Genomic DNA, 21152 nt, shown 5'->3' with positions numbered 1-21152 from the left:
TCGAGGAAAGTACAAATGATCGAACCCGGACTGTACAAATCCGTCATGGCCGCCTTCCCTTCGGGGGTGACCATCGTCACCACCCTGGGCCCGGATGGCGGCATCGTCGGCATCACCGCCAGCGCCTTCAGCGCGCTGTCGATCGACCCGGCGCTGGTGCTGTTCTGCCCCAACTACGCCTCCGACTCCTACCCGTTGCTGCGCGACAGCAAGCGCTTCGCGATTCACCTGCTGTCCGCCGAGCAACAGGCCGAAGCTTATGCCTTCGCCGGCAAGGGCAAGGACAAGGCCGCGGGCATCGAATGGACACTAAGCGAGCAAGGCAACCCACTGCTGAAAAACGCCGCCGCGATCATCGAGTGCGAGCTGTGGCGTGAGTATGACGGCGGTGACCACGCCATCATGGTCGGCGCAGTAAAGAACCTGATTCTGCCTGAAGTCGCCCCGGTGCCGATGATCTATCACCGCGGCAAACTCGGCGCCCTACCCGCTTTCACCTAAGGTATTTGCAGCCCTTTGCGCTGCCTTCTTCACAGGCCACTGCACTTAGCGGCATGCAGACCGCCTGCAGCGGCATCGATGATTACCTGAAACTCAGATCGGCCTGATCGGCGATCGTTGAACGGAGGTGACAGCATGAGCAACGACAAGTACGAGAAGGGGCTGCAGATTCGTACCCAGGTACTGGGCGAGGATTACGTGAAGCGCTCGATAGAGAACGCCGACGACTTCAACCGCCCGCTGCAGGAGCTGGTCACCGAATACTGCTGGGGGCATGTGTGGGGCCGTGAAGGCTTATCGATGCAGGAACGCAGCATGATAAACTTGGCCATGATTTCCGCGCTCAATCGCCCGCACGAGCTGAAGCTGCACATTCGCGGCGCCCTGCGCAACGGCCTCAGCCGCGAGCAGATTCGCGAGATTCTGCTGCAGGTCGGCATCTACTGCGGCGTGCCTGCCGCAGTCGACAGCTTCCGCATCGCCCGTGAGGCTTTCGCCGAAGCGGATGCCGAGACCCAGCAGGGCGAGGCATAGTTTGAGTGATCCCATACCTATAACTCGAGCCCTAACCATGAAACGCCAGCCGATCGACGATAGCTTCAAGGTCAACCGCAACCCCGTGACCCTGCGGGAGATCGTTCTGGACAAGCTGCGCAGCGCCATCATGAACTTCCAGCTGCTGCCCGGTGACCGCCTGGTGGAGCGCGATCTGTGCGATCGGCTGGGGGTCAGCCGTACCTCGGTGCGCGAAGCGCTGCGCCATCTGGAGTCCGAAGGCCTGGTGGAGTTCGCCGACGCCAAGGGCCCGCGCGTGGCGATCATCACCCTGGAAGACGCCTGCGATCTCTACGAGTTGCGCTGTGTACTGGAAGGCATGATCGTTCAGCTGTTCACCCTGCGCGCACGCGCCAAGGACATCCGCGCCCTGGAACGCGCTCTGGAGAACAACCGCAAAACCCTCGAAGAGGGCGAGCTGCCGGAGGTGCTGGAGTCGGTGCAGGAGTTCTACAACGTGCTGATGGAAGGCTCGGGCAACGACATCGCCGCCACCCAGCTGCGTCAGTTGCAGGCGCGTATCAGCTATCTGCGCGCCACCTCGGTATCGCAGACCAATCGCCGCAGCACCAGTAACGAAGAAATGGAGCGCATGGTCGAGGCGATCAAGAGTGGCGATCCACTGGCCGCTCATCAGGCGTCGGTCGATCACGTGCGTGCCGCGGCCAAGGTCGCCCTGGAATACCTGGAAGCCAAACAGGAAGGTGCCAAGGCGCGTGACATCGTTGCCCCCATCGGTCTGAAAGACCCGCGTATCGGGCGCTGACCCCCATGCCCAGCCCGCGCTTCTGTCAGCAATGCGGCGGCGCGACGCTGGAACGGCGCCGTCCGGCCGGCGACGACCACTCGAGGCTGGTATGTGCCGGCTGCGGGTATATCCACTACGAAAACCCCAAGATCATCACCGGCTGTATCATCGAGCAGGACGGCCGCTATCTGCTCTGCCAACGCGCCATCGCGCCGCGCGTCGGTACCTGGACACTGCCCGCAGGGTTCATGGAGAACGGCGAAACCACCGAAGAGGCGGCGCTGCGTGAAGTGCGCGAGGAAGCCGGTGTGGTCGCCGAAATCCTCTGCCCCTATTCGATCTTCAGCGTGCCCTCGATCAGCGAGGTGTACCTGATCTTCCGCGCCCAGCTGCTGCACGACACCGGCTACTTCGGCAGCGAAACCCTGGCCCGCCGCTTCTTCGCCCCCGAGGATATTCCCTGGGAGCAGATCTACTACCCGGCCATCCGCCAGATCCTCGAACGCTACATCGCCGAACGCGAAACCGGCAGCTACGGGATCTACATGGGCAGCGACGACACGGGCAAGGTGCACTTTATTCGCTGAAGTTCAGCATGCAGAGCGTGAGGAGCGATCTGCTCACCTCCCCACAACAAACGTCAGCTAGCGCCTTGTTACGGTCGCTCACCCTAGGCGAGGCGCAACAAATGTCTGCCAGGCGATGACCTGGAGCACTATGCCGATTTCGTCATCGTCCTCGCGCAAATCCTTCAAGCCGCGGCAGCACGCCTCGCGTCACGCTGTAGCCACTCAAACGGCACACAGGCACAGCTCCCATGAAACGCATCGAAGTGATCGACTCCCATACCGGCGGCGAGCCGACCCGGCTGGTGGTCAGCGGCTTTCCTGATCTCGGCAAGGGCAGCATGGCTGAGCGCAAACAGCTGCTGGCCAGCGAGCACGATGCCTGGCGCGCCGCCTGCATTCTCGAGCCGCGCGGCAATGACGTGCTGGTTGGCGCCCTGCTCTGCGAGCCCGTCGACCCCAGCGCCTGTGCCGGAGTGATCTTCTTCAACAACACTGGCTACCTCGGTATGTGCGGGCACGGCACCATCGGCCTGGTGGTATCGCTGGCACATATGGGCCGCATCGGCGCTGGCGTGCACAAGATCGAAACGCCAGTGGGCACTGTGGAGGCGACCCTGCATGAAGATCGCTCGGTCAGTGTGCGCAACGTGCCGTCCTACCGTTACCGCCAGGCCGTCGAACTGCAGGTGCCAGGCTACGGCTCGGTGCAGGGCGATATCGCCTGGGGCGGCAACTGGTTCTTCCTGATCGCCGACCACGGCCAGCGCATCGCCGGTGACAACGTCGAAGCCCTCACCGCGTATACCTACGCGGTACAGAAAGCGCTCGAGGATCAGGGCGTTCGTGGCGAGGACGGCGGCCTGATCGACCATATCGAGCTGTTTGCAGAAGATGAACAGCAGGAAGGCTCGCAGCCAAGCGTCGCGAGCGAAGAGGAGGCAAGGCGGGAACTGGCGAAAAAGCGCAGTTTACTGGCTGTAAATGAGCATTTTTCGCCAGCTCCCAACGCAGCATCATCGAGCGCAGCAGCTTCGCTGCGAGCCGACAGCAGGAACTTCGTGCTGTGCCCCGGCAAGGCCTACGACCGCTCGCCCTGCGGCACCGGCACCAGCGCCAAGCTGGCCTGCCTGGCCGCCGATGGCAAGCTGCAACCCGGTGAGATCTGGCGTCAGGCCAGCGTGATCGGCAGCGTGTTCGACGGTTCGTTCGAATGGCAGGACGACAAGGTGATTCCGACCATCCGCGGCCGCGCCAATATCAGCGCCGAGGCAACCCTGCTGCTCGAACAGGACGACCCGTTCGCCTGGGGCATTCGCCCGTGAATCCGACGCGGGTCGCTGATGTGATCGTCATCGGCGCCGGCATCATCGGCGCTGCCTGCGCCCGCGAACTGGCCCGCCGTGGCCAGCAAGTGCTGGTGATCGATGCCGGTCTGCACGGTGCCACCGCTGCCGGCATGGGGCACTTGCTGGTGCTCGATGACAACCAGGCCGAACTCGACATCAGCCGCTACTCGGTACACCGCTGGCGCGAGCTGGGCCCGCAGTTGCCGGACGACTGCGCCTACCGTAACAACGGCACGCTGTGGCTGGCCGCCAACGAGCAGGAATTGGCGGCGGCGGAAGCCAAGAGCGTCAACCTGCGTGCCGAGGGAATTCGCTGCGAGATGGTGCCCGGACACGCCCTGCAGGGGATGGAGCCAATCCTGCGCGATGGCCTGCACGGCGCCCTGCGTCTGCCCGACGACGGCATTCTCTACGCACCGAACACCGCTCGCTGGATGCTCGATGTACCAGGCATCACACAACGCCGCGCCAAGGTCATGGAGCTGGACGGCAACCGCGTACGCCTAGAAGACGGCGGCTGGCTGAGCGCCGATGCCGTGGTGCTCGCCAACGGCATCCAGGCCGTGGAGTTGTGCCCGGAGTTGCCCATCGCGCCGAAGAAAGGCCATCTGCTGATCACCGATCGCTACCCGCATCCGGTCACTCACACCATCACCGAGCTGAGCTACCTGACCAGCGTGCATAACACCAGCGGCGCCTCGGTGGCCTGCAACATTCAGCCGCGGCCGACGGGCCAGCTGTTCATTGGTACCTCCAGGCAGTTCGATACCCTTGATCCTGAAGTCGACGGCTGGTTGCTGGCACGCATGCTCAAGCATGCCGCGAGCTATGCGCCGGGCCTGGCGCAACTCAATGGCATCCGCGCCTGGGCGGGCTTTCGTGCTGCCACGCCAGACGGCATGCCGCTGATTGGCGAGCACCCCGCGCAGCCCGGTCTATGGCTGGCGGTCGGCCACGAAGGGCTGGGTGTTACCGCTGCGCCGGGTACTGCCGATCTACTGGCCGCACTGCTGTTCAACGAGGCCGAGCCCATTCCTGCGGCGGCTTATTCGCCGCGACGTTACCTGAGCCAAGCTGGAGACCCCACGCATGCCTGACCTGCATCTCGACGGCCGCCCGCTCAGCGTAGCGCCAGGCACCACGGTCGCCGCAGCCCTGGCGCTGGGCGGTGATGGCAGCGCGCGCACCTCGGTCAGCGGCCAGCGCCGTGCGCCACTGTGCGGCATGGGCGTCTGCCAGGAATGCCGGGTGACCATCGACGGCCTGCGCCGCCTGGCCTGCCAGACTCTGTGCCTCGATGGCATGCGCGTGGAGACGCGGCCATGAGCGAACAGACGGAAGTACTGATCATCGGTGCCGGCCCGGCGGGCCTGTCGGCAGCGCTGGCCGCCGCCAACGATGGCACGCAGGTGGTGCTGCTCGACGATAACCCGCTGCCCGGTGGGCAAATCTGGCGGGACGGCGCTCAGGCCAGCATCCCCGCACAGGCCCGCCGCCTGCGCGATGCGGTGGATGCGCACCGCAATATCCAGCGTCACGCCGCCACTCGCGTGGTGGCACGATCCGGCAGCCATGCACTGCTGGTGGAAGATCCCGAGCGCGGCTGGGTGATCGCCTACCGCAAGCTGATCCTGTGTACCGGCGCGCGCGAGTTGTTACTGCCGTTTCCCGGTTGGACATTGCCCGGTGTTACCGGTGCCGGTGGCCTGCAGGCGCTGATCAAGGGCGGACTGCCGGTAGCCGATGAACGCATCGTGATCGCCGGCAGCGGCCCGCTGCTGCTGGCCAGCGCGGGTACAGCGAAGCACAACGGCGCCAAAGTGTTGCGCATCGCCGAGCAGGTATCGGCAGGAGCAGTCGCCGCCTTCGCCATGCAGCTGCCGCGCTGGCCGCACAAGCTGTTGCAGTCCTTCAGCCTGTTCGACGGCGGTTACCGCCCTGGTACCCGGATCGTCGCCGCACTGGGCAAGGATCGCCTGGAAGGCGTACGCCTGCAGCGCGGCGGCAAGATCGAAGAGCTGGAGTGCGAGCGCCTCGCCTGCGGCTTCGGCCTGATTGCCAACGTGCAACTGGGGCAGGCCCTTGGCTGTGCGCTGGGTAACAACGCCATCAAGGTGGATGCCTGGCAGGCCACCGATGTGAGCGGTATCTACGCCGCAGGCGAGTGCACCGGCTTCGGCGGCAGCGAGCTGGCTTTGGTCGAGGGCAGCATCGCCGGCCATGCCGCAGCCGGTAACCGTGAGGCTGCGCAACACTTGTGGAAAGGACGCGCGCGCTGGCAGCGCTTTGCCGACGAGTTGAACAGGCGATTCGCCCTCGACCCGGCACTCAAACACCTGGCCGAGCCGGATACCCTGCTATGCCGCTGCGAGGACGTGCCCTACGCCGCCGTAGCCGCGCACAGCAACTGGCGCGAAGCGAAGCTGGCGACCCGCTGCGGAATGGGTGCCTGCCAGGGCCGGATCTGCGGCGCGGCCACCCAATACCTGTTCGATTGGCAGCCTGCGGCGCCCCGCCCACCTTTCGGCCCGACTCGAATCGAAACCCTGATGCAACTGGAAAGCGCGGCCCAGAGCGCCCAGCCATAGAAATGAATCTCATTTGTAAAAAGGTGTTCCAGTGTTCCATCAAACGGTAACAAACCGAGTAGTGCGGTAACGCTTTCAGCAGCTGAAAACCGTTACGCAAAAACCATAAATCACTAAATCATTGAAAAATATAGATATTCTAAAATTGGCACAGGATATGCTCTATGTTCCGCACAACAAAAATAACAAGACACATCTGATAACAAGAACAAAACAACGGCTCTAGCATAAGAAAGACAAAATCGCAGAGACGCAGCTAACTGATTTCTTTGGAGAGGACCGCCATCGGGCTTGTACCGCAACCGGGTCGAGAAGAATAAAACTGCTTTGTAAGGCAGCGACAGACGGGTTGGATCTCAGGATCACGGCAACATCAGCGTCCAAACAAATCCGTTCGCTCTTGGCCCCCTTTGGGGGCCGCGGCTAAAACAAGAACAAAAGGCCGGTAGCACTAATAAGAACGATGATTCGAATAAGATTTAGGGGAGCTTCGGCTCCCCTTTCTGCTTTCTGGCATTCAGCCTTGTTTCCCTCCCCATGGCTACGGCCAGCTCCCTTTCCTATCCAAATACCCCGAGAATCTCCTCTGGGCCGCATCTCTGCGTCTTGTGGGTAACTCAGGGCCTTATCGTAGGAGCGGGGGGCGCCTAGCCCTTGCCAGCGATTGGCAGCCATCACGCGCACTTACTGATCGGCCACCACCGCCTCGCCCGCAAGCGGGCTCCTACACAATGTGGATAACTCGCGTGTCCCTGCTTTGAGGCGAATCCCTCAGGCTTTCAGCCACCCGAATCGCAGGCATGAAAAAGGCCGCATCCCCTTTCGGGCGATGCGGCCTCGATTACCGTACAGGCGAACTTACGGCAGCGCGTAGGCGATCACGTAGTCACCGCGATCCGGCGACTGACGGGCGCCGCCAGCGGTAACCACGATGAACTGCTTGCCAGTCTTCGGCGACACGTAGGTCATTGGCGTACCTTGGCTACCCACCGGTAGGCGCTGTTTCCAGACTTCCTTGCCGGTGCCGCTATCGAAGGCGCGCAGGTAGTAGTCCTGGGTACCGGCGAAGAACACCAGGCCGGACTGGGTGGCCAGCGAGCCGCCCAGGGTCGGCATGCCAACCGGCATCGGCAGACGCATCTTGATGCCCAGCGGACCGGTGTCTTCCACAGTACCGACCGGCACCTGCCAGGCGATCTTCTGGGTCTTCATGTCGATGGCAGTCAGCGTGCCGAACGGCGGCGCCTGGCAAGGAATGCCAGCCAGCGACAGGAAGCGGTTCTTGTTGACCGCATAAGGCGTGCCCTTGAGCGGCACCGCACCCATGCCGGTGTTGATGGCTTCACCGCCCGACGAGGCCTCACCGCGGTTCTCCGCCGGGATCATCTGCACCCACAGGCCAAGACGCATGTCGTTGACGAAGATGTAGTCATTGACCGGGTCGGTGGACAGGCCACCCCAGTTCATCCCGCCCAGGGAGCCTGGGAAGCTCAGCGACACATCGGTGCCCGGTGCAGTGTAGAGGCCCTCGTAACGCATCTGCTTGAAGTTGATGCGGCACAGCATCTGGTCGAACGGCGTGGCGCCCCACATGTCCGACTCGGTCAGCGTCTGCGCACCGATCTGCGGCATACCCACCGACAGCGGCTGCTTGAGTACGTACTGCTCACCTTTGATGTCCGCCGCCTTGACCGTTACGTCAACGACTTCAGTCAGCGGTTGGCCGGTAGCACGGTCGAGCACGAAGATCTGCCCGGCCTTGGTGCCAATCACCACGGCTGGCACCTTGCTGCCGTCGGCCTTGGGGAAATCGATCAGGCTGGGCTGCATCGGCAGGTCGAAGTCCCAGAGGTCGTTGTGCACGGTCTGGTAGACCCACTTTTCCGCACCAGTGGTGGCGTCCAGGGCGAGGATCGAGGCGCCATACTTGTGGTTAAGCTCGGTACGCTCGGCACCGTAAAGGTCGGTGGACGGGCTGCCCATGGGCAGAAACACGGTATTCATCGCCGGATCGTAGGACATCGGCGCCCACGAGTTCGGCGTGCTGCGCACGTAGGTCTGGTCATCGGACGGAGCCTGACGATCTTCCGGGTTACCCGGATCGAACGCCCAGCGCATGGCGCCAGTGACCACATCGAAACCACGGATCACGCCGCCAGGCATATCGGTCTGCACGTTGTCGGCCACGCGCCCACCCACCACGACGGTGGTACCGGCCAACAGCGGCGGCGAGGTGAGTTGGTAATGCGGATCCGGCGCAGCGCCCAGACCGGCCTTGAGGTCGACCTGGCCATTCTCGCCGAAGCCTTCGCAAAGTGCGCCGGTGTCGGCATCTACCGCGATCAGGCGGGCGTCGATGGTGTTGGTCAGCAGACGACGACGGCAGTTGGCGCCTTCGGCGATGGCCACGGTCGGCACCGCGACGGCACCCGCAGCATCAGGCTGCTGCAGTGGCGCATCGGCGTCGAAGTAGGCCAGGCCACGGCAACGCTGCCAGACCGAAGCCTGGGCGTTGATGTCGTTGCGCCACAGCTCGCTGCCGGTATCGGCATCGAGGGCGATGATGTTGTTGTGTGGGGTGCAGATGAACACCTTGTCACCCACCTGCAGCGGAGTGAGCTGATCTTCGGCACCGTTGCCGTTGCTCTCCGCCACGTCGCCGGTGTGATACGTCCAGGCGACCTGCAGATCCTTCACGTTGGCGCGGGTGATCTGATCCAGCGCAGCGAAACGGCTACCGCCAGCGGTATTGCCGTAATGCTCCCAGTTCTTCTGGGCCTGGGTCGGATCGACCGGCTGCACGGCCGGGCCGTCACCGCTCGCCGCCACGCTGGGGTGAGCCACGAAGGTGCCGCTGAAGCTGGCGATCAGCGCCACCGCCAGCACGGCGGCCAGCGCATAGCCACCACGCCCGCCGCGATCACCGGCTGCCTTCTTCAGGGTCGGGTAGATCAGCGCGACGACCAGGGCGATCACACCAAAGGTGAACAGGCGTGAGAACAGTGGCCAGAACACCAGGCCGACATCGACCAGTGCCCAAATCACGGTACCGAGCAGCGCCAGGGCGAACAGCCAGGCGCCCGAAGGTTTGCGAGCGGCGATCAGCGCGCCGCTGGCCAGCACGGCCAGGCCCATGAGCAGGAAGTACCAACTGCCGCCGAGGCTGGCCAGATATGCACCGCCGCCGAGCAAGACAAGGCCGACCAAGGCGATCAACACGCCGACGATCAGCAATAGTGCACGTGTGCCGCGCGGGGCACCTTTACCATCATTCATCGTTTTATCCTGTTTTTCACGAACACAGAGACACAGCATCGACGCCGCTACCCCTAAGGATAGTCGCCGATACTGTTTGTAATAATTGGTATGCGTGCCAGTGTGCACCGAAACGGAACGAGTCGCACCCGTAAATTAACCAAACGGTACATTTTCCTGCGTCAATCCGACGCGCTAGGCTCAGCGCCTTCTGATCAGCCACCACTCGCCATGCAAACTCTGCTGCCCGCCGCTCTACATCAAGACTTACCTGCGTTGATCGCCAGCCTCCGGCAGATCGAGCCGTTGCTCGATGCCATGCCCGAGGTGGTGTTTTTCATCAAGGACACGCAAGCGCGCTACGCGTTGGTCAACCAGACACTGACGCAGCGGCTGGGCTTCAAGAGCAAGGCCAAGCTGCTCGGGATGACTGCCGAGCAGGTGTTCCCGGCCAACTTCGGGCCCTCCTACACGGCGCAGGATCGGCGGGTACTCACGGACGGCAGCCATCTTGCCGATCAGCTGGAGTTGCACCTCTATTACGGCAATCAGCCCGTCTGGTGCCTGACCCATAAACTGGCGTTGCGCAACCCTGCAGGTGAGATCATCGGGGTGGCCGGTATTTCCCGGGACGTGCAACTACCGCAATCGAGCCACCCGGCCTATCCGAAGCTGGCGGCGGTGGACGCGCATATCCGCGAGCACTTCGCCCGGCCGATCAGCCTGGCCGAGCTCACCGAACTGGCCGGGCTGTCGGTGGCGCAACTGGAGCGCCACTGCAAACGCATCTTCCAGCTCACCCCGCGGCAGATGATCCACAAGGCGCGCCTCGGCGAGGCCAGCCGCCTGCTGCTGCAGGATCTGCCGATCACCGAGATCGCCCTGCGCTGCGGTTACACCGATCACAGTGCCTTCAGCCGCCAGTTCAGGGCGCTGACCGGGCTGACACCCAGCCAGTTTCGCGATTCGCATAATGGCTGATACCGACTAGTGTTCCGAAATGGGGCGCCGGTGAGGCAGCATTGCTCCCATCTGTAACATCCCGCTTCCCGTAATAACCGCTGGTTTCCCCCTTATTCCCGCTCAACCCACCATCCATAGGGGCTTGCACAGAAAGCGTCAGAACAGGCACAGCCGTTGCATATGAAATATCGTATACGAAATTTCCTATAACGATTGTCTGCACAGTTTCGAGGCTCCTATGAAAAACCCCGCTTTTGCCGTAGCCCTCAGCGCAGTACTTAGCACCACCCTGATCGGCACCGCACACGCCGACAAACTCGACTCGATCATCGAATCCGGCAAGCTGCGCTGCGCAGTCACCTTGGATTTCCCGCCCATGGGCTCGCGTGACGACAAGAACCAGCCGATCGGCTTCGACGTCGACTACTGCAACGATCTGGCGAAAGTGCTCGGCGTCGATGCCGAAGTGGTGGAAACACCGTTCCCGGATCGTATCCCTGCGCTGGTTTCCGGCCGTGCCGACGTGATCGTCGCCTCCACCTCTGACACCCTGGAGCGCGCCAAGACCGTAGGCCTGACCGTGCCTTACTTCGCCTTCCAGATGGTCGTGCTGACCCGCGACGACACCGGAATCAGCAAATACGAAGACCTCAAGGGCAAGGCCGTGGGTAACACCAGCGGCACCTACGAAGCTATCGCCCTGGAGAAGGACGTGAAAGCCTGGGGCGACGGCAGCTTCCGCGCCTATCAGTCGCAGAACGACACCATCCTCGCTGTCGCTCAGGGCCACATCGCCGCCACCGTGGTCACCAACACCGTAGCCGCTGCCACCCTCAAGTCCGGCAAGTACAAAGGTCTGAAAGTGGTCGGTGATGCGCCCTACGTCGTCGACTACGTGTCCCTCGCAGCCAAGCGTGACGAGTACGGCCTGATCAACTACCTCAACCTGTTCGTCAACCAGCAGGTACGCAGCGGCCGTTACGACGAGCTGTGGAAGAAGTGGGTCGGCGACGAAATCAAACCGGCCAACCTGACCGTGCCGGGCGTGTACTACTGATCAACGGCCATTCCTAGGGTGGGTTGAGGCGCAGCGCCTAACCCGCGTGGCCTGACCCACCCGACCAGCAACACCCACGATTTCATGCTCGCGCGCCCCATGGCGCCGGGCTTTTTATTCACGCCTGGAGCCATCGATGCCAACAGTCGCTGACCATGCCTCGACCCACCTGCCAGCCTGCGCCATTCAGGGCCGCAGCCTGGTCGCCGGGTGTGCCGAGGGTGAGTTGCTGTTCGCCGAGATGGGCCTGAGTTTCTGGGGCGGCGTCGACCCGTTCACGGGCGAGGTGATCGACCGTCATCACCCGCTCAGTGGCCAGAACCTGGCGGGCCGCGTGCTGGCGATTCCTAGCGGCCGCGGCTCCTGCACCGGCAGCAGTGTGATGATGGAGCTGCTCAGCGGCGACCACGCGCCTAGCGCCCTGGTGCTCGCCGAGGCAGACGAGATCCTCACACTGGGCGTGTGGGTGGCTGAACTGCTGTTCCAGCGTTCCATTGCCGTGCTGTGCATCGGTCACGAAGCCTTCACCCGCTTGCGTGGCCAGGCTTACGCCCGCCTCGACGGTGAGCGGCTGCAGCTTTATCCACAGCGCCCGGCCGACGCCCGGCCGACAGGTGTGGCTTCAATACATCAGCAGCCGCTGTTCGCCAGCGCCCTGCAATTGAGCGAAAGCGACCGTGCCCTGCTCGACGGTAGCCAGGGCAAGGCTGCACAGGTGGCCATGCAGCTGGTGCTGCGCATGGCAGAGCTGCAGGGCGCCAGCGAACTGCTGGATGTCACCCAGGCGCATATCGACGGCTGCATCTACACCGGCCCGGCCAGCCTGCGCTTCGCCGAGCAACTGGTGGCCTGGGGAGCCAAGGTGCGAGTACCGACCACCCTCAACTCGATTTCCGTGGATCAACGCCGCTGGCGTGCACTGGGCATCGATGCCGCATTCGGCGAACCGGCCAGTGCACTCGGCGATGCCTACATGGCCATGGGCGCCCAGCTCAGTTTCACCTGTGCGCCCTACCTGCTGGACAGCGCGCCGGCCGAGGGCGAGCAGATCGTCTGGGCCGAGTCCAATGCGGTGGTCTACGCCAACAGCGTGCTCGGGGCACGTACCCTCAAATATCCCGATTACCTGGATATCTGCATCGCCCTCACCGGCCGCGCGCCCAGGGTCGGCTGTCACCTCGACGAGCACCGCATGGCCAGCCTGCAGATCGAGCTGCCAGAGCTCGCCGAGCTGGATGATGCCTTCTACCCGCTTCTCGGCTACCACGTCGGCCTGCTCTGCGGCAGCGGCATTGCGCTGGTACACGGCCTTGAGAAGGCCCAGCCGAGCCTGGACGATCTCAAGGCCTTTGGCGCCGCCTTCGCCACCAGTTCGGCAGCACCACTGTTCCATATCGCCGGGGTGACGCCGGAAGCCAGGCACCCGGAGAACGTTATCCACAGCGCCGAATCGACGCCCACCGAGCCGGTCACCCTCACCGATCTGCGGCGCAGCTGGGACGAACTCAACAGCGCTGATGAAGCCGAGGTAGGCCTGATTGCGCTCGGTAATCCGCACTTCTCGCTCAGCGAATTCGCCCACCTCGCGCACCTGTGCACGGGCCGCAGCAAGAGTGCTCAGGTAAGCCTGGTGATCACCTGCGGTCGAGCGATTCTCGAACAGGCTCGCGCGGCCGGCTACCTGAGCGTGCTGGAAGCCTTCGGTGCGACGCTGGTGACCGACACCTGCTGGTGCATGCTCGGCGAGCCGGTGGTGCCGACCCGTTGCCGCACCCTGATGACCAACTCGGGCAAATACGCCCATTACGCGCCCGGGCTGGTCGGCCGTTCGGTGCACTTCGCCAGCTTGGCCGAGTGCGTCGACGCCGCCTGTTCGGGCCAGGCCAGCGGCCGTCTGCCGCGCTGGCTGCAACCGGCTTCCCCTGTGGAGAACCCCACGCATGTTTGATTACACCTTCCATTGGCGCCAGGCATTCAAGGCTCTGCCCGACATGCTCGCCGGCGCCTGGGTGACCTTCGAAACGGCCGCCCTGTCGATGATCTTCGGCGTACTCATCGCCCTCGCCCTGACGGTGATGCGTGAGCTGAAGAACCCCGTGGCCCGTGGCTTCGCCAATGGCTGGGTATCCATCGCGCGCAACACGCCGTCGCTGTTCCAGATCTACATCCTGTACTTCGGTCTGGGCTCGATGGGCTGGCACGTCAGCTCCTGGGTCGCGCTGCTGGCCGGCATCACCTTCAACAACGCCGGTTACCTGGCGGAAAACTTCCGCGGTGGTCTCAAGGCCGTGCCCGACACCCAGGTGCGTGCCGCGCGTTCGCTGGGCATGAGCGCCTTTCAGGCCTACCGGATGATCGTCGTGCCGCAGCTGCTGCGCATCGTCTTCTACCCGCTGACCAACCAGATGGTCTGGGCCGTGCTGATGACGTCGCTGGGGGTGATCGTCGGCCTCAACAACGACCTCACCGGCGTCACCCAGGACTACAACGTCAAGACCTTCCGCACCTTCGAGTTCTTCGCCATCGCGGCGGTGCTGTATTACCTGATCGCCAAGGCGATCGTAGCGGTTGCCCGGCTGCTGGCCTGGCGCCTGTTCCGTTACTGAGGAAGCACCCACATGTTCGATACCAGCTTCACTTGGAACGATTTCCTCTACCTGCTCGACGGTGCCTGGGTCACCCTGCAGCTGACCTTCTGGGCCATCCTGCTGGGCTCCTTCGCCGGCCTGCTGTCCGGCCTGCTGCGTGCCCTGCTGCCCCGCGCCACCCTGCCGCTGGCCTGGGTACTCGACATGTTTCGCAGCGTGCCACTGCTCATCCAGTTCGTGCTGTTCAACTCGTTCAAGAGTATCGCCGGCATCGATATCAGCGCCTTCGCGGTGGGCTGCATCGTGCTGGGCATTTACGCCGCCGCCTACTTCACCGAGATCGTGCGGGCCGGTGTGCTGTCGGTGCCATTCACCTTGCGCCGCGCCAGCCGCTCCCTGGGTCTGAGTTATCTGCAGGACCTGCGCTACATCGTTCTGCCGATGGCCACGCGGGTGGCCTTCCCTGGCTGGCTGAACCTGGTGCTCAGCGTGATGAAGGACACCGCGCTGGTCATGTGGATCGGCATCGTCGAGCTGCTGCGCGCCTCGCAAACCATCGTCACACGCATTCAAGAGCCGCTGCTGGTGCTGTGCATCGCCGGCCTCATCTACTACGTCATGAGCCTGGTGGTCGCCCGCCTTGGCGCCCGTCTGGAAAGAAGGTGGCAGGAAAATGATTGAGATCGACAACGTATACAAATCCTTCGGCGAGCTCGAAGTGATCAAGGGCGTCAGCCTGACCGTGAACAAGGGTGAAGTGGTGTCGATCATCGGCGGCTCCGGCTCCGGTAAATCGACCCTGCTGATGTGCATCAATGGCCTGGAGTCGATCAAGAGCGGCAGCATCCGCGTCGACGGCACCGAAGTGCACGCGCCGGGCACCGACATCAACAAGCTGCGGCAGAAGATCGGCATCGTGTTCCAGCAGTGGAATGCCTTCCCGCACCTGACGGTGCTGGAAAACGTCATGCTGGCGCCGCGCAAGGTACTCGGCCTGAGCAAGCAGGAAGCCGAGGCCATCGCCGTGCAGCAACTGACCCATGTGGGCCTGGGCGAGAAGCTCAAGGTGTTTCCCGGCAAGCTGTCCGGCGGCCAGCAACAGCGCATGGCGATCGCTCGCGCCCTGGCCATGAGCCCCGACTACATGCTGTTCGACGAGGCCACCAGCGCCCTCGACCCGCAGCTGGTCGGTGAAGTGCTCGACACCATGCGCATGCTCGCCGAAGACGGCATGACCATGGTGCTGGTGACCCACGAGATTCGCTTCGCCCGAGACGTGTCCGACCGCGTGGCTTTCTTCCGCAACGGCCTGGTGCACGAGATCGGCGCGCCCGAGCAGGTGCTCGGTAATCCGCAAAAACCGGAAACCGCCGACTTCCTCAAGTCGGTTCATTAAGAGCGACTTTGCCGCCGGCACCGCAAACGAGCCGTAGGATGGGTGAAACCCATCAATCGTCGATGGGTTCCACCCATCCTACGGCCCACACATAAGTTCATTAAGAGGGCTGCCCCGTGCGCTCCAGCAAAGTCATTCATGTGGTCAGCTGCCATGCCGAAGGAGAAGTCGGCGACGTCATCGTCGGCGGCGTCGCGCCACCACCTGGCGATACCCTGTGGCAGCAGTCGCGCTGGATCGAACAGGACGATTTCCTGCGTAACTTCGTGCTCAACGAACCGCGCGGTGGCGTGTTCCGCCACGTCAACCTGCTGGTGCCGGCGAAGAACCCCAAGGCGCAGATGGGCTGGATCATCATGGAGCCGGCCGATGTGCCGCCGATGTCCGGCTCCAACTCGCTGTGCGTAGCCACCGTGCTGCTCGACAGCGGCATCCTGCCGATGACCGAGCCGCAAACCTTCCTGACCCTGGAAGCACCCGGCGGCCTGGTGGAAGTGATCGCCGACTGTCGCGACGGCAAGGCCGAGCGGGTCGAGGTGAAGAACGTACCGTCCTTCGCCGACAAGCTCGACGCCTGGATCGAGGTCGAAGGCCTGGGGTCGCTGCAGGTCGATACCGCCTACGGCGGTGACAGCTTCGTAATCGCCGATGCGCGTCACCTGGGTTTCGCCATCCAAGCCGATGAGGCAGCCGATCTGGTCGCCGTGGGCCTGCGCATCACCAAAGCCGCCAACGAGCAGCTCGGTTTCCAGCATCCGCTGAACCCGGACTGGAGCCATATTTCCTTCTGCCAGATCGCCGCTCCGGTGGTTCACGAGAACGGCATCGCCACGGGCGCCAATGCGGTGGTCATCCGCCCCGGCAAGATTGACCGCTCGCCCTGCGGCACCGGCTGCTCGGCGCGCATGGCAGTGCTGCACGCCAAAGGTCAACTGGCGGTGGGCGAACGCTTCATCGGCCGTTCGATCATCGGTTCCGAATTTCACTGCCGCATCGACTCGCTGACCGACGTGGCAGGTCGCCCGGCGATCTACCCCTGCCTATCCGGCCGGGCGTGGATCACCGGCACTCACCAGCACCTGCTCGACCCGAGCGATCCCTGGCCAACGGGCTATCGCCTGTCGGACACCTGGCCGGTGGAGCTGAAGCTGTAATAGGTAATTGATTGAGCAGAGCGGTGGGTGGGTCGGGCCGCGTAAGTGAGGCATCGGCTACGCGCCCCGATCCACCCTACGACTCGCCGCACAGGTATTGAAAATTTGAAACCCGCCGGTTCGCCGGCGACCTGACCCGGGCATAACGCCCAACAACGGAAAATAGATGGGTCATTACGGCCATTTGTTTTCGTATACGAAATACTTTTACTCTGCCCCGGAGGCAACACCATGAGCAGCAACATCTTCACCGGCACCATCCCCGCCCTGATGACCCCGTGCACAGCCGACCGCAAGCCGGACTTCGATGCCCTGGTGCGAAAAGCCCACGCGCTGATCGAAGCAGGCATGAGCGCCGTGGTCTACTGCGGCTCCATGGGCGACTGGCCGTTGCTCACCGAGGCCCAACGCCAGGAAGGGGTGGCGCGCCTGGTCGCTGCCGGCATCCCGACCATCGTCGGCACTGGTGCGGTGAACAGCCGCGAAGCGGTTTCCCATGCTGCCCACGCCGCCAAAGTTGGCGCCCACGGCCTGATGGTCATCCCGCGCGTCTTGTCCCGTGGCGCTTCGCCAGCCGCCCAGGAAGCGCACTTCGCCGCCATTCTCGAAGCAGCGCCAGAGCTTCCGGCGGTGATCTACAACAGCCCGTACTACGGCTTCGCGACCCGCGCCGAACTGTTCTTCAAGCTGCGCCGCAAATACGCCAACCTGATCGGCTTCAAGGAATTCGGCGGTGCCGCTGACATGCGCTACGCCGCCGAGCACATCACCTCGCAGGATGAAGACGTGATTCTCATGGCCGGCGTCGATACCCAGGTGGTGCACGGCTTCGTGAATTGCGGTGCGACTGGCGCCATCACCGGTATCGGCAACGCCCTGCCGCGCGAGGTGCTGCAACTGGTCGAGCTGAGCAAGAGGGCCTCCAAGGGCGACGCCGTTGCCCGCCGCCGCGCTCTGGAGCTGTCCGAGGCGCTGAACGTGCTGTCGTCCTTCGACGAAGGCACCGACCTGGTTCTCTACTACAAACACCTGATGGTGCTGGGGGGCGACCAGGAATACGCCCTGCACTTCTACGAAACCGATGCCCTCAGCGACGCACAGCGTAACTACGCCGAGACGCAATACACGCTGTTCCGCCAGTGGTACGCCAACTGGTCGGCCGAAAACAACGCTGCCTGATCGCTGTACGTCGGCCGGGTGCTTCCAGCGCATCCGGCCGAGCGGGTGCAGTGCATCACGCTGTGCGAAGCCGTCGCCGGCCGCAGCGGTGAACTGACCCGTTTGCCACTACACGGCGAAGACCGTGCCCACGTCGAAGCCATCATGGCCAACGCGCTGGCCAACCGTCCGCATCTGCCGGATGTCGGCCTGTAACAACCGCTACAGCTGCATGGATGCGGGAGACCACCCCTCCCGCTTCTTTGGCCTCATCTGCCTTGCCTGATAGATGCGCACGCCGCGCACCTGGCAAACACATAAAGACCAAGGGGAACAGGATGATCAACAAGACCACTCAGCTTTTTGCCGCTCTCGGCCTGGCGCTTTGCTGCGCCACGACCCAGGCGGCCAGCTACACCTACTCGGTGCCGACGTCAGTGCCGGAAGGCAGTTTCTTCTTCGACAACTTCCTCAAACGCTTCGCCAGCAACGCCGCCCTGCTCACCGATGGCGAGGTGAAGATTCGTCCGATTGGCGCGGGCGTTATCGTGCCGCCGTTCCAGGTCTACGAATCGGTACAGAACGGCGTACTCAAGGCAGGCCACTCCACACCGACCTACCTGGTCAATCAAGACCCGCTGAACAATGTGTTCGCCGGCTACCCGGGCGGCATGTCCGGCGAAGAGACCCTCACCTGGCTGTACGAAGGCAACGGCCTGAAGTACCTGCAGGAGTTTCGCCGCAAGAACATGGGCCTACACAGCCTGGTGGTCGGCGTCGGCAGCACCGAAGTGCTGGCCCACTCCAACAAGAAGATCGAGAAACTCGAAGACTTCAAAGGCCTGAAATTCCGTACCGCCGGTGCCTGGGCCGAAGTGATTCAGCAGGTCGGCGCATCACCCACCGTAGTGCCGCCGGGCGAGATCTACACCCTGCTGCAACGCAAGGGCGTAGACGCCGTCGAGTGGGCAACGCCAGGTGCCAACCTGACCGAAGGCTTCCATGAAGTGGCGCCTTACCTGCTCACTCCTGGCGTGCACCAGCCATCCTTCGTCTGGGAATTCTTCATGACCGAGGAGAACTGGAACGCCATCGACGAGAAGACCCGCACCAAACTGGAAGAGGCAGCCAAGCTGACCACGATGCAAAGCTACTTCCACTTCCTCGACAGCGACATGAAGGCCATGCAGACCTATCGCAAGGCCGGCATCGAGATCATCGAGCTGGACAAGAGCATCACCGATGACCTGGCCCAGCGTGGCAACAAACTGATCACCGACAAGCTGGAAGCGCGCAAAGCCGACGACATCGACGCCAAGGCCATCTTCAAGGACTACAGCGACTACATGCAGCGCTGGTCGGAAAACTCCTCCTACCTCTACAGACATTAATCGACTGGGCCGGCGACCCTCGGGTCGCCGGCCAGGTACGGAGGCGTTATGAAAAACAGATGGTACAACTGGCCAGCCCAAGCGCTGCTTGGCATAGCCGCCAGCATGGCACTGATCATGGTGCTGGCGATGATCTACGAAGTGTTCTCGCGTTATGCCCTCAATAGCCCGACGCTTTGGGCCTTCGATGTTTCCTACATGCTCAATGGCTGCATCTTCCTGCTCGGCTGCGCCTACGCACTCAAGGAGGAAACCCACGTCCGTGTCGACTTCCTGTCCTCACGAATGCCGCCAGCGGTACAGCGTTGGTTCAACGCGGGCTTCTATCTGCTGGTGCTGACACCGATCATCGGCGGCCTGACCTATGTCGCCGGACGCCGCGCCTGGCATGCCTTTGTCAACGGCGAAGTCGAGCACGTCAGTGCCTGGGCGCCGCTCATGTGGCCGTTCTACCTGGCGCTCGCATTAGGCCTGGCGGGCCTGACCTATCAGCTCATCGTCGATGCCGCGCTGTTCATCGGCAACCGCAAGCAGCCCGGCAACAAGGAACATTGACCGATGATGGAATACATACCCCTACTGATGTTCGCCCTGCTGTTTCTGTTGATATTCCTCGGTATCCCCGTGTCCTTCTCGCTGATCAGTGTGTCGTGTCTGTTCGGCATGTTCCTGTTCGGCGACAACATCCTCCAGCAGATGTACGGCTCGCTGCTGCAGGCCTCGACCAACTTCGCCCTGTCGGCGATTCCGCTGTTCGTGCTGATGGGCGCGATCCTCGAACGCACCGGCCTGGCACAACGCCTGTTCAGTGCGATGCAGTTATGGCTAGGCGGTTTTTCCGGCGGCCTGGCGGTTTCCTCGATGCTGATGTGCGGTATCTTCGCCGCCAGCTCCGGCGTGGTTGGTGCAGTGGAGATCGTGGTGGGCATGATGGCCATTCCGGCCATGTCCAAATACAAGTACGACCGCGCGCTGATCTCCGGCACCATCTGCGGCGGCGGCTCGCTGGGTGCGATCATTCCGCCCTCGGTGATCGTCGTCGTGTATGCGTCGATGGCGCAGCTGTCGATCGGCCAATTGTTCGCCGCCACGCTGTTCCCCGGGCTGTTGATGCTGGGCATGTTCCTGCTCTACATCATCATCCTCTGCTGGCTTAAACCCTCGTTGGCGCCTGCCGTGCCAGAGATGAAAGCCACACCGCTGGGCGAGAAACTGAAGATCACACTCCGCGCCCTGATTCCACCGCTGCTGCTGATCGCCGCGGTGCTGGGTTCGATGCTTGCGGGAATTGCCTCGCCCACCGAGTCGGCTGCGGTGGGTGCCTTTGGTGCAGCGGTTCTGGCGATCTGGTTCCGCGAACTGAGCATCCAGCGCTTGATCGAGGCCCTGGTCTCGACCATCAAGATCACCTCGATGATCATGCTGATCGTGGCCGGCGGCATCATGTTCACTGCCATCTTCGCGGCTGGCGGGGGCGGATGGATGATCGCTGAGTTCATGGAAGAGATGAATTTCAGCCCTTACATGCTGATCTTCATCCTCATGGCCATGGTGTTCTTCGCCGGCATGGTGCTGGACTGGATTTCCCTGGTACTGATCTTCGTACCGATCTTCACCCCACTGGTGAAGGCCGCCGGCATCGACCCGGTATGGTTCGCGGTAATGTTCATGGTGGTGGTACAAACCTGTTATCTGACGCCGCCCCTGGCCCCCTCGGTGTTCTACCTCAAGTCCATCGCCCCGTCCGATTACAGCTACGGTGTGATGTACCGGGGTGTACTACCCTTCATCGCCATTCAGCTATTGCTGTTCCTGCTGATTCTCGCCATGCCTGGTATCGCCACCTGGCTGCCGAAGCAGCTGTTCTGATCGCAGTTACCCAG

Annotated in this window: 20 protein-coding genes and 1 pseudogene; 20 read left to right on the top strand and 1 reads right to left on the bottom strand. The window is 62.9% G+C overall.

The features are described 5' to 3' along the window. Positions 1–15: 15 nt before the first annotated feature. The 8 genes from ACZ3GY_RS20225 (at position 16) to ACZ3GY_RS20190 (ending at position 6307) form a co-directional block, all read left to right on the top strand. Positions 16–501 carry a flavin reductase family protein gene (locus ACZ3GY_RS20225; RefSeq protein ID WP_465911747.1) on the top strand — a complete coding sequence of 162 codons (486 nt, stop codon included), beginning with the start codon at positions 16–18 and terminating at the stop codon, positions 499–501. Positions 502–636: 135 nt separating this feature from the next. After that, complete coding sequence (locus tag ACZ3GY_RS20220; RefSeq protein ID WP_463563065.1) at positions 637–1035, top strand: carboxymuconolactone decarboxylase family protein; 399 nt, start codon at positions 637–639, stop codon at positions 1033–1035. A 37-nt stretch (positions 1036–1072) separates the two neighbouring features. After that, positions 1073–1822 carry a GntR family transcriptional regulator gene (locus ACZ3GY_RS20215; RefSeq protein WP_463563064.1) on the top strand — a complete coding sequence of 250 codons (750 nt, stop codon included), beginning with the start codon at positions 1073–1075 and terminating at the stop codon, positions 1820–1822. 5 nt (positions 1823–1827) lie between these two features. Further along, positions 1828–2391 carry an NUDIX hydrolase gene (locus ACZ3GY_RS20210; RefSeq protein WP_463563063.1) on the top strand — a complete coding sequence of 188 codons (564 nt, stop codon included), beginning with the start codon at positions 1828–1830 and terminating at the stop codon, positions 2389–2391. Positions 2392–2621: 230 nt separating this feature from the next. Further along, entirely contained in the window at positions 2622–3695 is a 1074-nt protein-coding gene (locus tag ACZ3GY_RS20205) for a proline racemase family protein (RefSeq protein WP_465911746.1), read from the top strand. Continuing rightward, on the top strand, positions 3692–4816 hold the full coding sequence (locus ACZ3GY_RS20200; protein WP_465911745.1) for an NAD(P)/FAD-dependent oxidoreductase: 1125 nt from the start codon (positions 3692–3694) through the stop codon (positions 4814–4816). The genes ACZ3GY_RS20205 and ACZ3GY_RS20200 overlap by 4 nt, the downstream gene beginning before the upstream one ends. Further along, positions 4809–5045, top strand: coding sequence for a (2Fe-2S)-binding protein (locus ACZ3GY_RS20195; protein ID WP_465911744.1), 237 nt, complete (start codon positions 4809–4811; stop codon positions 5043–5045). The genes ACZ3GY_RS20200 and ACZ3GY_RS20195 overlap by 8 nt, the downstream gene beginning before the upstream one ends. Next, on the top strand, positions 5042–6307 hold the full coding sequence (locus ACZ3GY_RS20190; RefSeq protein ID WP_465911743.1) for an FAD-dependent oxidoreductase: 1266 nt from the start codon (positions 5042–5044) through the stop codon (positions 6305–6307). The genes ACZ3GY_RS20195 and ACZ3GY_RS20190 overlap by 4 nt, the downstream gene beginning before the upstream one ends. Positions 6308–7165: 858 nt before the next feature. Here ACZ3GY_RS20190 and ACZ3GY_RS20185 read toward each other — a convergent pair. Then, a complete protein-coding gene (locus tag ACZ3GY_RS20185; protein WP_465911742.1) occupies positions 7166–9583 on the bottom strand; it encodes a glucose/quinate/shikimate family membrane-bound PQQ-dependent dehydrogenase in 2418 nt (805 codons plus the stop codon). Positions 9584–9793: 210 nt separating this feature from the next. On the opposite strand from ACZ3GY_RS20185, the gene ACZ3GY_RS20180 reads away from it, so the two are divergent. The 12 genes and pseudogenes from ACZ3GY_RS20180 (at position 9794) to ACZ3GY_RS20125 (ending at position 21138) form a co-directional block, all read left to right on the top strand. Next, positions 9794–10543, top strand: coding sequence for an AraC family transcriptional regulator (locus ACZ3GY_RS20180; RefSeq protein WP_463563057.1), 750 nt, complete (start codon positions 9794–9796; stop codon positions 10541–10543). Positions 10544–10763: 220 nt separating this feature from the next. Then, positions 10764–11582, top strand: coding sequence for an ABC transporter substrate-binding protein (locus ACZ3GY_RS20175; protein WP_225836978.1), 819 nt, complete (start codon positions 10764–10766; stop codon positions 11580–11582). A 136-nt stretch (positions 11583–11718) separates the two neighbouring features. After that, the gene (gene lhpI / locus ACZ3GY_RS20170) at positions 11719–13530 is read left to right on the top strand and encodes a cis-3-hydroxy-L-proline dehydratase (protein ID WP_465911741.1); all 1812 of its coding nucleotides are present in this window, start codon (positions 11719–11721) and stop codon (positions 13528–13530) included. Continuing rightward, positions 13523–14188 carry an amino acid ABC transporter permease gene (locus tag ACZ3GY_RS20165; RefSeq protein ID WP_092371750.1) on the top strand — a complete coding sequence of 222 codons (666 nt, stop codon included), beginning with the start codon at positions 13523–13525 and terminating at the stop codon, positions 14186–14188. Before lhpI ends, ACZ3GY_RS20165 begins: the two co-directional genes overlap by 8 nt. A gap of 12 nt (positions 14189–14200) precedes the next feature. Then, on the top strand, positions 14201–14851 hold the full coding sequence (locus ACZ3GY_RS20160) for an amino acid ABC transporter permease (RefSeq protein ID WP_465911740.1): 651 nt from the start codon (positions 14201–14203) through the stop codon (positions 14849–14851). Next, a complete protein-coding gene (locus tag ACZ3GY_RS20155; protein ID WP_465911739.1) occupies positions 14844–15566 on the top strand; it encodes an amino acid ABC transporter ATP-binding protein in 723 nt (240 codons plus the stop codon). Before ACZ3GY_RS20160 ends, ACZ3GY_RS20155 begins: the two co-directional genes overlap by 8 nt. Positions 15567–15682: 116 nt before the next feature. Next, complete coding sequence (locus tag ACZ3GY_RS20150; protein WP_465911738.1) at positions 15683–16720, top strand: trans-3-hydroxy-L-proline dehydratase; 1038 nt, start codon at positions 15683–15685, stop codon at positions 16718–16720. A 231-nt stretch (positions 16721–16951) separates the two neighbouring features. Next, a complete protein-coding gene (locus tag ACZ3GY_RS20145; protein ID WP_465911737.1) occupies positions 16952–17899 on the top strand; it encodes a dihydrodipicolinate synthase family protein in 948 nt (315 codons plus the stop codon). Between the two features lie 36 nt (positions 17900–17935). After that, a pseudogene (locus ACZ3GY_RS20140) lies at positions 17936–18094 on the top strand (dihydrodipicolinate synthase family protein); the annotation flags it as partial. A gap of 122 nt (positions 18095–18216) precedes the next feature. After that, a complete protein-coding gene (dctP, locus tag ACZ3GY_RS20135; RefSeq protein WP_465911736.1) occupies positions 18217–19269 on the top strand; it encodes a TRAP transporter substrate-binding protein DctP in 1053 nt (350 codons plus the stop codon). A 48-nt stretch (positions 19270–19317) separates the two neighbouring features. Continuing rightward, positions 19318–19824, top strand: coding sequence for a TRAP transporter small permease subunit (locus ACZ3GY_RS20130; RefSeq protein ID WP_463563050.1), 507 nt, complete (start codon positions 19318–19320; stop codon positions 19822–19824). A 3-nt stretch (positions 19825–19827) separates the two neighbouring features. Then, positions 19828–21138: a TRAP transporter large permease gene (locus ACZ3GY_RS20125; protein WP_465911735.1), complete on the top strand. Its 1311-nt coding sequence runs from the start codon at positions 19828–19830 to the stop codon at positions 21136–21138. Positions 21139–21152 lie beyond the last annotated feature (14 nt).

This window comes from Pseudomonas sp. PME37.24/006 (assembly GCF_055556635.1).
Note: the sequence above shows the minus strand (reverse complement) of the source record. Positions and strands in the feature narration are given on the sequence as shown.